15 protein-coding genes are annotated in these 11666 nt (G+C 73.5%); 10 read left to right on the forward strand and 5 right to left on the reverse strand.

The genetic code is table 11. From position 1 onward, the window contains the following. Positions 1-99: 99 nt before the first annotated feature. The 3 genes from OE229_RS01665 to OE229_RS01675 are packed head-to-tail and all read right to left on the reverse strand — an operon-like array spanning position 100 to position 2506. Complete coding sequence (locus tag OE229_RS01665; RefSeq protein WP_262139435.1) at positions 100-777, reverse strand: response regulator transcription factor; 678 nt, start codon at positions 775-777, stop codon at positions 100-102. Next, positions 774-1988, reverse strand: coding sequence for a sensor histidine kinase (locus tag OE229_RS01670; RefSeq protein ID WP_262139436.1), 1215 nt, complete (start codon positions 1986-1988; stop codon positions 774-776). Before OE229_RS01670 ends, OE229_RS01665 begins: the two co-directional genes overlap by 4 nt. Then, a complete protein-coding gene (locus tag OE229_RS01675; protein ID WP_262139437.1) occupies positions 1985-2506 on the reverse strand; it encodes a hypothetical protein in 522 nt (173 codons plus the stop codon). The genes OE229_RS01670 and OE229_RS01675 overlap by 4 nt, the downstream gene beginning before the upstream one ends. Positions 2507-2636: 130 nt before the next feature. Between OE229_RS01675 and OE229_RS01680 the strand changes: the two genes are divergently transcribed. From OE229_RS01680 to OE229_RS01705, 6 genes are all read left to right on the forward strand, one after another. Beyond that, a complete protein-coding gene (locus OE229_RS01680; protein WP_262139439.1) occupies positions 2637-3479 on the forward strand; it encodes a spermidine synthase in 843 nt (280 codons plus the stop codon). Positions 3480-3587: 108 nt separating this feature from the next. Next, the gene (locus OE229_RS01685; RefSeq protein ID WP_262139441.1) at positions 3588-4349 is read left to right on the forward strand and encodes a DUF4064 domain-containing protein; all 762 of its coding nucleotides are present in this window, start codon (positions 3588-3590) and stop codon (positions 4347-4349) included. A gap of 141 nt (positions 4350-4490) precedes the next feature. Beyond that, positions 4491-5321: a hypothetical protein gene (locus OE229_RS01690; protein WP_259578912.1), complete on the forward strand. Its 831-nt coding sequence runs from the start codon at positions 4491-4493 to the stop codon at positions 5319-5321. Next, positions 5318-5809: a SprT-like domain-containing protein gene (locus tag OE229_RS01695; RefSeq protein WP_262139443.1), complete on the forward strand. Its 492-nt coding sequence runs from the start codon at positions 5318-5320 to the stop codon at positions 5807-5809. Before OE229_RS01690 ends, OE229_RS01695 begins: the two co-directional genes overlap by 4 nt. 47 nt (positions 5810-5856) lie before the next feature. Continuing rightward, positions 5857-6552 (forward strand): CGNR zinc finger domain-containing protein, encoded by a 696-nt coding sequence (locus OE229_RS01700; RefSeq protein WP_262139444.1) that lies wholly within the window; start codon positions 5857-5859, stop codon positions 6550-6552. Between the two features lie 385 nt (positions 6553-6937). Next, positions 6938-8197 (forward strand): Nramp family divalent metal transporter, encoded by a 1260-nt coding sequence (locus OE229_RS01705; protein WP_262139445.1) that lies wholly within the window; start codon positions 6938-6940, stop codon positions 8195-8197. A 30-nt stretch (positions 8198-8227) separates the two neighbouring features. Here the strand turns inward: OE229_RS01705 and OE229_RS01710 are convergent, their stop codons facing one another. After that, positions 8228-8530, reverse strand: coding sequence for a DUF427 domain-containing protein (locus OE229_RS01710; RefSeq protein WP_027466755.1), 303 nt, complete (start codon positions 8528-8530; stop codon positions 8228-8230). A 42-nt stretch (positions 8531-8572) separates the two neighbouring features. Then, positions 8573-9178, reverse strand: a complete 606-nt coding sequence (locus OE229_RS01715) for a hypothetical protein (protein WP_262139447.1) — start codon at positions 9176-9178, stop codon at positions 8573-8575. Between the two features lie 91 nt (positions 9179-9269). Here OE229_RS01715 and OE229_RS01720 point away from each other — a divergent pair, with 91 nt between their 5' ends. The 4 genes from OE229_RS01720 (at position 9270) to OE229_RS01735 (ending at position 11556) form a co-directional block, all read left to right on the forward strand. Then, positions 9270-9908, forward strand: coding sequence for a GNAT family N-acetyltransferase (locus OE229_RS01720; protein ID WP_263344952.1), 639 nt, complete (start codon positions 9270-9272; stop codon positions 9906-9908). Positions 9909-9998: 90 nt separating this feature from the next. Next, the gene (locus OE229_RS01725; RefSeq protein WP_262139449.1) at positions 9999-10481 is read left to right on the forward strand and encodes a hypothetical protein; all 483 of its coding nucleotides are present in this window, start codon (positions 9999-10001) and stop codon (positions 10479-10481) included. A gap of 132 nt (positions 10482-10613) precedes the next feature. Next, positions 10614-11186, forward strand: coding sequence for a DUF1684 domain-containing protein (locus OE229_RS01730; RefSeq protein WP_051597091.1), 573 nt, complete (start codon positions 10614-10616; stop codon positions 11184-11186). A gap of 10 nt (positions 11187-11196) precedes the next feature. Then, positions 11197-11556, forward strand: a complete 360-nt coding sequence (locus OE229_RS01735) for a GntR family transcriptional regulator (RefSeq protein ID WP_262139451.1) — start codon at positions 11197-11199, stop codon at positions 11554-11556. The last annotated feature ends 110 nt before the right edge of the window (positions 11557-11666 follow it).

The raw sequence follows: 11666 nt of genomic DNA on the forward strand, positions 1-11666 counted from the left end.
CAACGATACGCAACGAGTCTTGGCGTCCGCTGGTCGTCCATGTGTACGCATTCACGTGTCCGCAGTGCGCCGCCTGGGGACGAGGGGTGCTGCCGACGGTCAGCGCAGGACGCGGGCGACGGCCTCCGCGCGGGTCCGGACCCCGAGCTTCGCGAACACCTGGTTCACGTACGACTTCACGGTGGGCACCGTCAGGAACAGCTCGGCGGCGATCTGCGGGTTCGTCCGGCCGTCCGCGATCCGCTCGAGGACGTCCACCTCGCGCGGGGTGAGGTCCGGGAACCGCGCACCGAGCGGCGGACCGGGATCGGGTGACGCAGGCGGAGCGGAACCGGCACCGGCAGCGGCAGCGGCACCACCGGCGAGGCGCGCCACCAGCCGCGCCCCCACGGTCGCGTCGAAGGTCGACTGCCCGGCGGCCACCGCACGCACCGCGGTCGCGATCTCCGCCCGCCCGGCGTCCTTCGTCAGGTAGCCGCGGGCACCCGCCCGCAGCGCGGTGACGACAGAGTCGTCGTCGGCGTAGGTCGTCAGCACCAGGACCGCCACCCCGGGGTGCTCGGCGACGATCCGCGCGGTGGCGGTCGGTCCGTCGACACCCGGCATCCGCAGGTCCATCAGGACGACGTCGGGCGAGTGCAGGTCGACGGCGGCGATCGCCTCGGCACCGTCCGCCGACTGCCCGACGACCTGCAGGTCGGGCACGAGCGACAGCACCGTCACCAGGCCGTCGCGGACGATGGCCTGGTCGTCGACCACGAGCACCCGGATGGTCACGAGCGGTCGTCCTCGACGGCGACCGCAGCGTCCGCGGTGCCCGGATCGACCGGGTCGTCGACGGGCAGGTGCATGGCGACGACGAACTCGTCGTCGGAACGCTCGGCCTCCACCGTGGCCTCGCTGCCGAGTTCCGCGAACCGCTCGCGCATCCCGAGCACCCCCTGTCCACCGCTCGGCAGCGGGTTGGCCACGACGACGTCCACGGCGTCGCCGTCCCGGATCACGGACAGGGACACGGGGCGGCCGGGAGCGTGCCTGCGGGCGTTGCTGAGGGCCTCCCGGACGACCTGGACCACGGCGGCCCGGTGGGCCTCGTCGAGGACCGCGAGGGTCACGTCGCCCTGCACGACGACCTCGCCGCCGAACGAGCGGTGCGCGTCGAGCAGGGCCGTCAGGGCCGACGCGTGGTCGGCGGACGGACTGGAGGCACGGGTCGGCTCCGGCTGGCCGGGCTGCGGCTCGTCGCGGAGCGCGTGCACCGCACGCCGCGCCTCGGCCAGACCGTCCGCGGCCAGCGCGCGCGCTTCGCCGGCCCGGCGGGTGGCCTCGTCGACGCGGCCGGCCTCGAGCAGGGCCTGGACCGCGTCGAGCTGCAGGACCAGGCCGCCGAGCGAGTGGGCGAGGACGTCGTGGATGTCCCGGGACGCCCGTGACCGGTCGGCGAGGAGCCGTGCGCGCTGCTGCTGCCGCTCGGTCTCGCGGGCCTGCGCCGTCGTGATCCGGACCTGCCGACGGCTGAAGCCGGCGAGCACGCCGAGCAGGAGCCCGCCGCTCACGCCGAGGACGAACTGCACCGACGTCTGCTCGAGCGTCGCGGTGCCGGCCACCACCACGACGGCGGCGAGCGCGGCGACCGCCGCCGTCCACACCGGCAGGCGGAGGTCGGCGCCGAGGACGACGAGTCCGACGATCACCGGGACGACCAGGAGCGAGTCGGTCGGCACCACGGTGAGCGATCCGGCGGCGACCATCACACCGGCGGCGACGACCAGCACACGGGGTGTGCGTGCCCCTTCGCGGACGGCCCAGGCGCCGAGCGCCACGGCCCCGACGACCCAGACCCACGCCGGGTGGTGGAGCAGGAGGCCGTTCCGGACGAACCAGAAGGCGACCACGGCGATCCCGACGGCGTTGAGCCCCCAGGAGAGCACCGAGCGGGACCGGACCCCGGCTGGGTCGGTCCGGTCCGGGTCGGTCGGCAGGCTCACCGCACCATCATGCCGCGGCGAGTGGCCTCCGACCGGTCGCCGCCGCGGGGGATGCGCTGGTCGACGACCAGGGCACGGGCGGCACGGTTCAGGGCGAGCACGAGCAGGATCGTGCCGGTCGAGGTGAGCAGGTGTGCGCCGAGGTGGCCGCCGAGGACGTCGAGCCCGACGCGGGCGGCGATCAGGACGATCCAGAGCGCGGCGCCGAGCCAGCCCGTGCGGGACTGCAGGGTGCGGTCCCTGTCGTCCGGGGTCGTGACGGTGCGGAACCGGGTCATCGCCCCCATCGCGAGGCCGACGGCGACGGTGAGCAGGGCCTCGAGGCCGAGGAACACGACGTCGGTGGTGGTGACGGTCGTCGTGGTCTGTGCGAGGACGACCACGCCGACGATCGCCATGACGAGCGGTCCCCGCCAGATGCGCGCCGGGTCGAGGGACCGCCAGGTCGCCTGCCGGTACGCCAGGAAGCCGACGAGGGCGAGGCCGATGAGCACGTTCGCGAGGAGCTGGACCGACATGGTGTGCCTTTCGAGGTGGTCCGGCGGACTGTCCCGACCGGTGCGACCAGCCTCGTTCCGGGCGTCCCGCGGGCACACCAACCAGGGGTGGGGACGCGGGTGGTGATCGCGGTGGTGTTCCATTGACCGCATGGGTGATGCGTTCGACGGGTTCCGGATCGGTGCGGGGTACTCGGTGGTGGAGCCGGACCGGCACCGCCCGGGGTCCTTCACCCTGGTGGTGGACGGCACCCCGCAGTCGCACGTGGACCTCGAGGACCCGACCCACCTGGCGTTCGAGTACATCCGGCGGATCGGCCACGCGATCGACCTGCTGCCGGACGGCCCGATCACGGCGCTGCACCTGGGCGCCGGCGCCCTCACCCTGCCCCGCTACGTCGCGGTGACCCGCCCGGGCTCGCGGCAGCAGGTGATCGAGCTCGAGCGCGACCTGGTCGAGCACGTGCGGGAGGCCCTGCCGTTCCCCCGCGGCGCGTCGATCCGGGTGCGGTACGGCGACGCCCGGGAGGTCCTCGGCAAGCTGCCCGCCGGGCTCCGCGGCACCGTGGACCTGGCGGTGGTGGACGTCTTCGGCGGTTCGCAGATCCCCGCCCACGTGACGAGCGTCGAGTTCTACCGCGAGGTCGCCGCGTTCCTGTCGCCGACCGGCATCGTCGCGGTGAACGTGGCCGACGGCGCCGGCTTGGCGTTCGCCCGGGGGCAGGCCTCGACGCTGCAGTCGGTGCTGCCGTCGGTCGCCGCGGTCGCGGACACCGGCATGCTCAAGGGCCGCCGGTTCGGGAACATCGTGCTGCTCGGGTCGCCGACCGACCTGCCGGTGGCGGACATGCCCAGGCGGTACTCGTCCGACCCGATGCCGGCGAAGGTCGTGCACGGTGCGGAGCTCAGGGCGTTCATCGCCGGGGCGCCGATCGTCACCGACCAGACGGCGGTCGCGTCGCCCGAGCCGAACCGGAGCGTGTTCGGGGGCTGACGCCCGCCCGGGGCGTCACCGGGGACGGACTTCGGGCGCTCGGCAGGTCCGGCTGTCAGGATGGTCTGAACGACCGCGCAGCTGCGCGACCGAGCGATGGGAACCCTGATGACGAACGACGACCGGAACGACCAGGACCGGACGGGCGACGGCCAGGCGCCGCGCTGGGGCGACGCCCCGCAGCAGCAGCCCGACGCCGATGCCCCGCGGTACGGCGAGCGGGTGGACCCGGCGCCGACCTCGACCCCGCAGTACGGCGAGCAGTACGGGCAGGGCCAGCAGCAGTACGGGCAGCAGTCCGGGCAGGGCGAGCAGCAGTACGGCCAGCCGAACGGCGAGCAGCAGTACGGCCAGCCGTCGAGCACGCCGAGCTGGAACGACCAGCAGCGCCACGACCAGCAGCCGTACGCCGCCGCGCCCGCCCACTCCGGCGCCCCGGCCTGGCAGAGCCACGACGAGCCGAAGCCCAAGAAGAAGAAGACCGTCGGCATCATCGCCTTCGTGCTCGGCCTGCTCGCGCTCGTGCTCGGCGTCATCGGTGGCTACATCATGGGTTCGGCCATCAGCAACAGCGGTGTGCTCGACCAGATCACGCAGAACGGTTCGACGAACCTCACGCCAGAGCAGATGCAGAGCGAGGTCATGAGCGACCCGGACGTCCGCTCGCAGCTCGTGGGCGGAGTCGCCGTGATCGGCATCGCCGCGTTCCTCGGACTCTGGGCACTCGTGCAGGGCATCATCGCGGCCGTCGCCAAGCGCGGTCGTGTCTGGGGCATCCTGGCGATCGTCCTGGCGGTCGTCGCGACCATCGCCACGTTCGTCACCTACGCCGGCGTGGCCGCTGCCGCCGCCGTGGGCGCCAACTCCTGATCGACCACCCCGAACGGCCCGTCGTGCTCCGGCACGGCGGGCCGTTCGTCGTCCCGGAGGGCACGCGCGGACCGCCGCAGGCGTGCAACCTGAGCGCGTCGCACCGACCGCTCCCGGGAGACCGCGGCTACCCTCGAACCGATGTCCCTCCCGCCCGACGACCGCCAGCAGCCCGACCTGTCCGACCGTTCCCGTGAACCGCGCCACGCGGCTCCCGTGACGGCCGGGGTCAGCCCGGGCAGCACCTTCGCGCCCATCAGCCTGCGACCCGCGGTCGACGTCGACGCCGTGCACCAGCGGCTCCGTGACCTCGGCCAGAGCCGCAGCACCGACGCCCTCGCCGAACGGGCCGAGCTCCTCCGTCTGCTCGGTCGTCTGGACGAGTCGCTCGTCATCGCGGAAGAGGTGTTCCGCCTCGCGATGTTCACCGGGGAGCGCCAGGACAAGGTCGCCGCGCGGATCCGTCGTGCGCACGTCCTGCACGACCTCGGGCGCCACGACCGCGCCGCCAGCGAGGCCGCCATGGCCCGCGACACCGCCGCCACCGAGGAGTGGCCCGAACTCGAGGGCGCCGCAGCCGAGATCGAGGGCTGGTCGCTGTTCGAGAACGACCGCTTCGACGAGGCTCGCGCCGCACTGTCGCGGGCGTACCAGGCCTTCCGGCAGGCGGGGGCGCCGTCCGAGCGCACCGACGCGCTGCGAACCGCGGTCGAGGCCGCGATGCGGGCCTCGATCACGAACCCGGCGGAACCGTCGGACAAGCCGCGGACCGCCCGCGAGGTCGCCGCCCGCCGTGCCGAGGACGACGAACCGACCACCCGCGTCGCCGAGCCGGTGAAGCAGGTCCCACCGATCCGCCGCCGCGTGCTCGGCGCACCCGACGCCGCACGGACCGAGGCCGACGACATCTGGGGCCGGATCGCGGCCCGGGCAGCGAAGAAGGGCCAGGCCGACCCGCGCGCCGAGCAGTGACCGCACTCGAGACCGTCCGGCTCCGCGCCGAAGCGCTCATCGCCGAACACCTCGGCGCCGGGACGTGGGCGTTCGGGTTCGACCACGCCAAGACCCGCGCAGGGCAGTGCGACTTCGCGCGGAAGCGGATCACGGTGAGCCGACACCTGGCCACCCGGTTCTCCGACGACGACGTCGAACAGGTCCTGCTGCACGAGGTCGCGCACGCCCTCGCCGGCGCCCAGGCAGCACACGGACCCAAGTGGAAGCGCACGGCCGCGGCGATCGGGTACACCGGCTCCAGGCTGCACGACGGGCCGATCGCCAGCGAGCTCGCCCCGTGGATCGGCACCTGCCCCGCGGGACACGAGCACTTCCGGTACCGCACGCCCACCCGTCCCCTGGCCTGCGCCCGCTGTTCCCGGCGGTTCGACGCCCGGAACGTCATCACGTGGCGGCGCCGGACCGCGGACGACGACGCGGCCACGATGGCGTCGACTACCGCATGAGGGTCCCGACGCACGGAGGCGCGCCGGTAACCCGTTAGCCTGGGCGGATGCACACGGGGCAGCACATCCGCACGGACGCCGGTTCCTCCTGGTTCTTCGACGCCGGACGGATCGCGCTCGACTTCGCGCACACGGGTGGCTTCGCGGACGACGCCGCCAGCCGCCGACCGCGGTCGCAGCTCGGGGAACTGCTCGCGAGCCCGGCCGACCTGGACGAGTGGCTCAGCGAGCACACCGAGCCGATCGACGTCGGTGCCAGCGCCCGCGAGCTGCAGGACGCCCGCGCCCTGCGCGCCGCGATCGCGCGGCTCGCCGTGGCCGCCGCCCCCGCGCCGGCGAGCACCGCCGCGGAACGCACCGCCGTGGCGGCGGGCCTGCGTGCCGGGGCCGGCCGCACGCGCCCCGCGCCCGACGACATCGACACCGTCAACCTGTTCGCCGCCCTGCCGGACGTGCCCCCGAGCCTCCCGGGTGGCCGACGCCGCGCCGGGGCCAACCGGGTCCGCCTGGCACAGGCCCTGTCGAGCGTGGCGCGCGATGCCGTCGCGCTCTTCACCGAGGTCGGCTTCGACGACGTCGAGGCCGACGGCCGGCCGACGCGGCTGAGCCGGTGCTCGGCCGAGGACTGCGGCCTGGTGTTCTACGACTCGTCGCGCGGCGGGACCCGGCGCTGGTGCTCGATGCAGCGGTGCGGCAACCGTGCGAAGGTCCGGGCGCACCGCGCCCGCCGCGCCACGGAGTGACCAGGAGCTGACACCTTCCCCTCGTCGTCCGGGAGGGGCGAGTCGCGACACCCCGCGCACCTCCGCCGAGCGGTCACCGACCGTCGCCCGACGGCGTCCCAGCCGTCAGGTTGCGACCACCCGACGCGGAGCAATCGACGAGTCGCGACCAGCCACCGGCCGGGAGGCGCGTGGCTGCGCCGCCACGGGCCTCCTGTCCGCCTTCCGCGAGCGGTCAGGACCCCCCGCGCACCTCCGCCGAGCGGTCACCGACCGTCTGCTGGCGGCGTTCAAGCCGACGGGTCGTGACCACGCGACACACACACGCGCGAGCGGCGACCGGCGAGCACCACGAAACGTCGAAGAAAAAGATTCGGCGTGCCGAATTCTCTGACAGGATCGGTGCATGACCGACACTGCCAACCCCCGGCTCGACGAGCACCCATCCGGTGCCCCGCGTCGTCGTGCAGCCGGGCTCACCCTGCTCGGACCGGCGTTCGTGGCGGCCATCGCGTACGTCGACCCCGGCAACGTCGCCGCCAACCTGACCGCCGGGGCCGAGTACGGGTACCTGCTGCTCTGGGTGCTCGTGGCCGCGAACGCCAGTGCCGTGGTGGTGCAGTACCTGTCCGCCAAGCTCGGGGTGGTGACGGGGAAGTCGCTGCCCGAGCACCTGGGCCTGCGGATGCGGCGCACCCCACGGCTGCTGTTCTGGGGCCAGGCCGAGATCGTCGCCGCCGCGACCGACATCGCCGAGGTGATCGGCGGCGCGCTGGCGCTCTACCTGCTCTTCGACCTGCCGCTCGTGGTCGGTGGGATCATCACCGGGCTCGTCTCGATGCTCCTGCTGACCCTGCACAGCCGCCGGGGCACGCGGCTGTTCGAGACCGTGGTGACGGCGATGCTCGCGATCCTGACGGTGGGCTTCTGCGCCGGGCTGCTGTTCGCCCGGGTGTCTCCGGCCGATCTCGTCGCCGGGCTCGTGCCGCGGTTCGAGGGTGCCGGCTCGGTGCTGCTCGCGGCCTCGATGCTCGGCGCGACCGTGATGCCGCACGCGGTGTACCTGCACTCGGCGCTCGCCCGGGACCGCCACGGGGACGTCCCCGCCGGGCCGCAGCGTCGCCGGGTGCTCGTCGCGACCCGGTGGGACGTCGGGCTCGCGCTGATCGTCGCGGGTGGGGTGAACATCGCGATGCTCGTCCTCGCCGCGGCCACGCTGCCGGGCGTCGAGGGCACCGACTCCATCCCCGGCGCGCAGCGCGCCATCGCCGAGAACGTCGGCCCGGTCGTCGGGGTGCTCTTCGCCGTGGGCCTGCTCGCGTCCGGCCTGGCCTCGACCTCGGTGGGCTGCATGGCCGGCGCGGAGATCATGAAGGGCCTGCTGCACATGCGGATCCCACTCGTGGCCCGGCGCGCGATCACCCTGGTGCCGGCGATCGTGCTGCTCGCGCTGAACGCCGACGCGACGATGCTGCTCGTCGTCAGCCAGGTGGTGCTGAGCTTCGGGATCGCCTTCGCGATCGTGCCCCTGGTGGTCTACACGTCGCGACGGAGCGTGATGGGGACCGACGTGAACGCCGCGACCACCCGCGTGGTGGCGTGGGTGATCGCGACGGTCATCGTGGCGCTCAACGTCGCACTGGTCGTGCTCACCCTGACCGGCTGAGGCACGACCGGTCAGGGTGACGGGCGGTCGTCACTCGACGACCTGGACGTCCTTCCAGAACGCGACGTAGCCCGAGTAGTCCTTGCCGACGCGGTCGAACGACGACGGGATCGGCGTCGGGTACGACCACGCGCGGTCCTGCAGCGCCTGTCCGTCGACGTTGACCGTGAAGTACTGGGTGTCGCCCTTCCACGGGCAGTGGTACTGGGTGGGGCTCTCGGTGAAGAGCTCGGTCTTCACGCTCGACGGCGGGAAGTACCAGTTGCCCTCGATCTTGATGAGGTCCTCTTCGGGGGCCTCCGCGATCACCGTGTCGCCGACGACTGCCTTCATGGCGTTGCTCCTTCGCTCGCTGGTTCCGTGACGGGGCGAACGCTACGCGCGCTCCCCCGATTCCCGCAGGACGGGCAGGTCGGGGCCCGCGGCGAGCGCCGCGTGCACGTCGTCACGGCTCAGGACGGCGGCTCCCTCGGACGCGCAGACCAGGTGCCGCACGGCACGGCGCAGCCCCGTGTACGCCGCGCAGGCCGCGGCGGCCTCGGGTGAGGTGTGGTCGATGCCGACATCGGTGAGCGCGTCGACGACGGCTCCGGCTGCGAGCAGGTCCTCGACCGCGAAGTCGGGTGCGTCGGCGACGTCGACGGACTCCCCCGCCGCCTCGGCCGCGTCGTCGAGGGCTGCGGTGTGGTGCAGCCCGGCGGCCACGATCGCGACGACGCACCGGTCACCACGTGCGGCCTGGAGGCCAGTCACCCGTTCCGCGACCGCCGCCGCGTTGCCGAGGTGGCCGAGCACGACCTCCGGACCCTGCGGCAGCTGGGCGGTCACGTTCCGCAGCGCGCGCCGCTGTGCTGCGGCGTCGGGGGTGGGCGGCAGGGCGTCGACCCAGACGAGCAGGTGGGCGCCGTGGGCGATGCGAGCCGCACCTCCGGAGCCCCACGCGAACCGGACCTGGTACTTCTCCTGGGTGCGTTCTGCCACGTCCGTCACGATAGCCGCCCGGGCGATGCTGTCCCTCTCCACAGGGTCGCCGTCCGACCGGGTTCCACCAGGGTCGGCGACCCTAGGATGCATGTCCATGGAGATCGCCCCCGTACCCCCCCTGACCGGCGACCGTGTGACACTCGAGCCCCTCGGGCAGGAGCACGCGGAAGACCTGCGGGCGGCGGTCGCGGACGGCGATCTGTGGCGCACCTGGTACACCTCGGTGCCCGCCCCGGCACAGGTCGAGGCCGAGATCGACCGGCGGCTCGCCGAGCACGAGGCCGGCCGCATGGTGCCCTTCGCCGTGCGGGACCGTCCGACCGGCCGGGTGGTGGGTGCGACGACCTTCATGAACATCGACCCGGGCAACCGTCACGTCGAGATCGGCAGCACGTTCCTGGCGCGGTCGGCGCAGCGCTCGGGGATCAACACCGAGTCGAAGCTGCTCATGCTGTCGCACGCGTTCGAGGCGTGGCAGTGCATCGCGGTCGAGTTCCGCACACACTGGCACAACCTGCAGTCCCGGGCGGCCATCGCGGGCCTCGGCGCCAAGCAGGACGGCGTGCTCCGGAACCACGCGATCGGCCGCGACGGCACCCTGCGCGACACCGTGGTGTTCTCGATCATCGCGTCGGAGTGGCCGGCGGTGCGGCTCTCGCTGGCCGAGCGACTGCGGCGACACGACCGCGCCGAGGGCTCCCGCCGTCGTTCTGCCCGGCACGCCTGAGTCGTCTCGCTTGCGTCGTCTCCCCTGACCAGGCGCCGTCGGCAAGCGGGCACGGCGCACCGTCCAGCGCGCGGGCGTAGCGTCACCGCCATGCACGTCGGACTCCGGATCGTCCTCGATGCGCCGGTCGACGCCGTGCGCGATGCCCTGCTGTCCCCGTCCGTGATGGTGGCGGTGACGAAACCGTTCCTGGCGTACCGCTCGCGCGATCCCCGGGGGTTCCCGGAGCGCTGGGAGCCGGGACACCCGCACCCGATCACCGCGGACGCCTTCGGGCTGGTGCCGAGCGGCGACACGCACGTCGACCTCGACCTGTACGAGGTCCGGGGGGTCCCCGTGCAGCGCGACAACGGAGGCGGCACGTCCGGGTTGTTCGGGCGGATGACGATGTCGCACCGGATGGCCGTCGTCCCCGTACCGGGTGGCCGGACCCTGCTGCTCGACCGCCTGACCTACCGGATGCGACCGGCCGTCCTCGGGCTCGCCCTGTGGCCCGGCATGTGGGTCATCTGGCAGTGGCGGGCGTTCCGGATGCGCGCCCTCGCGCCCACCTGGCGGACCGACGCCGAGTGACGGGACGCGGGTCGGGCCTCCCGTCCACCGCGGAGCGGGCGTAGCCTCGACCACGTGAGCCAGACGCGCCCCCAGGAGCCGACGACCGACGACCGCGTGCGCAGCACGCTGGCGACGACGGATTGGCGGCGGATGACGTTCGACCTGTACCGCCGCGTCCGCGCCACCCCGGACCCCCAGACGGCGCACGCGCTCTGGCGCGAGACCCGGGACGCGATGTTCGCGGAGCACCCGGCGTCGCCGCTGCTCGACGAGGACGCCCGCGACTTCGAGTCCCTGCCGGTGCCGGACTACGACCCGGCGTGGCGGTTCCAGGTCCGCATCGAGGCCACCGAGCCCGCCGAGTTCGACTTCGAGACCGGCACCGACGGCGTCGTCCACTTCGACCGCCTCGGCCTCGTGCGGGTCCCCGGTGTCGGCACCCTCGACGTCTGGAAGCACGGCGGCTACGCGGGCGGGGTGTTCGTCCCCGTCAAGGACGCCAGCGCCGGCAAGGCCCGCGGCACCTACGGCGGCGGACGCTACCTGCTCGACACCATCAAGGGCTCGGACCTGGGCGGCGACGACCTCGGGTCGCTCGTGCTCGACTTCAACTTCGCCTACAACCCGTCGTGTGCGTACGACCCGGCGTGGGCGTGCCCGCTCGCGCCTCCGGGCAACACCGTGCCGGTCCCGATCCCCGTCGGCGAGCAGTACGACTTCTAGGGTGGAACGCATGACAGGACTCGTCGCCCTCGACGTCGGTGGCCGCGTGCCGCCGTTCGAGCAGGTCCGATCGCAGATCGCCGCGCAGATCACCGCCGGGTACCTGGTGGACGGCGAACGGCTGCCCAGCGTGCGTGGGCTGGCGGACGAGCTCGGTCTCGCCGCCGGCACCGTCGCGAAGGCCTACCAGCTGCTCGAGGAGGCCGGGCTCGTGCACACCGCACGGGGTGCCGGCACCCGGGTGGTGCGACCGGCAGCGGTGCCGGACGCCGTGGCCGAGGCCGCTCGTGCCCTGGCCGCTGCGGCGCGATCGGCGGGGCTGTCGGCGAACCAGGCGGCCACCGCGTTGCGCGAGGCCTGGCCGGCGTAGCGGGCGCAGGGCGCGCGCTTCCGGGCATACCCGGTCGTTCCGGGCGTACCCGGTCGGAAGTTCTGACCCGGTACGCCCGATCCGACCATGCATCGCAGGCGTTCTGGGAA

Origin of the sequence: Curtobacterium poinsettiae, assembly GCF_025677645.1 — a bacterium.
GTDB lineage: Bacteria > Actinomycetota > Actinomycetes > Actinomycetales > Microbacteriaceae > Curtobacterium > Curtobacterium poinsettiae_A.

What these genes read in the sequence shown, in the direction of transcription:
- OE229_RS01675 (WP_262139437.1), bottom strand. Translation starts at nt 2,506, where the DNA reads ATGTCGGTCCAGCTCCTCGCGAACGTGCTCATCGGCCTCGCCCTCGTC.
- OE229_RS01680 (WP_262139439.1), top strand. Translation starts at nt 2,637, where the DNA reads ATGGGTGATGCGTTCGACGGGTTCCGGATCGGTGCGGGGTACTCGGTG.
- OE229_RS01685 (WP_262139441.1), top strand. Translation starts at nt 3,588, where the DNA reads ATGACGAACGACGACCGGAACGACCAGGACCGGACGGGCGACGGCCAG.
- OE229_RS01690 (WP_259578912.1), top strand. Translation starts at nt 4,491, where the DNA reads ATGTCCCTCCCGCCCGACGACCGCCAGCAGCCCGACCTGTCCGACCGT.
- OE229_RS01700 (WP_262139444.1), top strand. Translation starts at nt 5,857, where the DNA reads ATGCACACGGGGCAGCACATCCGCACGGACGCCGGTTCCTCCTGGTTC.
- OE229_RS01705 (WP_262139445.1), top strand. Translation starts at nt 6,938, where the DNA reads ATGACCGACACTGCCAACCCCCGGCTCGACGAGCACCCATCCGGTGCC.
- OE229_RS01710 (WP_027466755.1), bottom strand. Translation starts at nt 8,530, where the DNA reads ATGAAGGCAGTCGTCGGCGACACGGTGATCGCGGAGGCCCCCGAAGAG.
- OE229_RS01720 (WP_263344952.1), top strand. Translation starts at nt 9,270, where the DNA reads ATGTCCATGGAGATCGCCCCCGTACCCCCCCTGACCGGCGACCGTGTG.
- OE229_RS01725 (WP_262139449.1), top strand. Translation starts at nt 9,999, where the DNA reads ATGCACGTCGGACTCCGGATCGTCCTCGATGCGCCGGTCGACGCCGTG.
- OE229_RS01730 (WP_051597091.1), top strand. Translation starts at nt 10,614, where the DNA reads ATGACGTTCGACCTGTACCGCCGCGTCCGCGCCACCCCGGACCCCCAG.
- OE229_RS01735 (WP_262139451.1), top strand. Translation starts at nt 11,197, where the DNA reads ATGACAGGACTCGTCGCCCTCGACGTCGGTGGCCGCGTGCCGCCGTTC.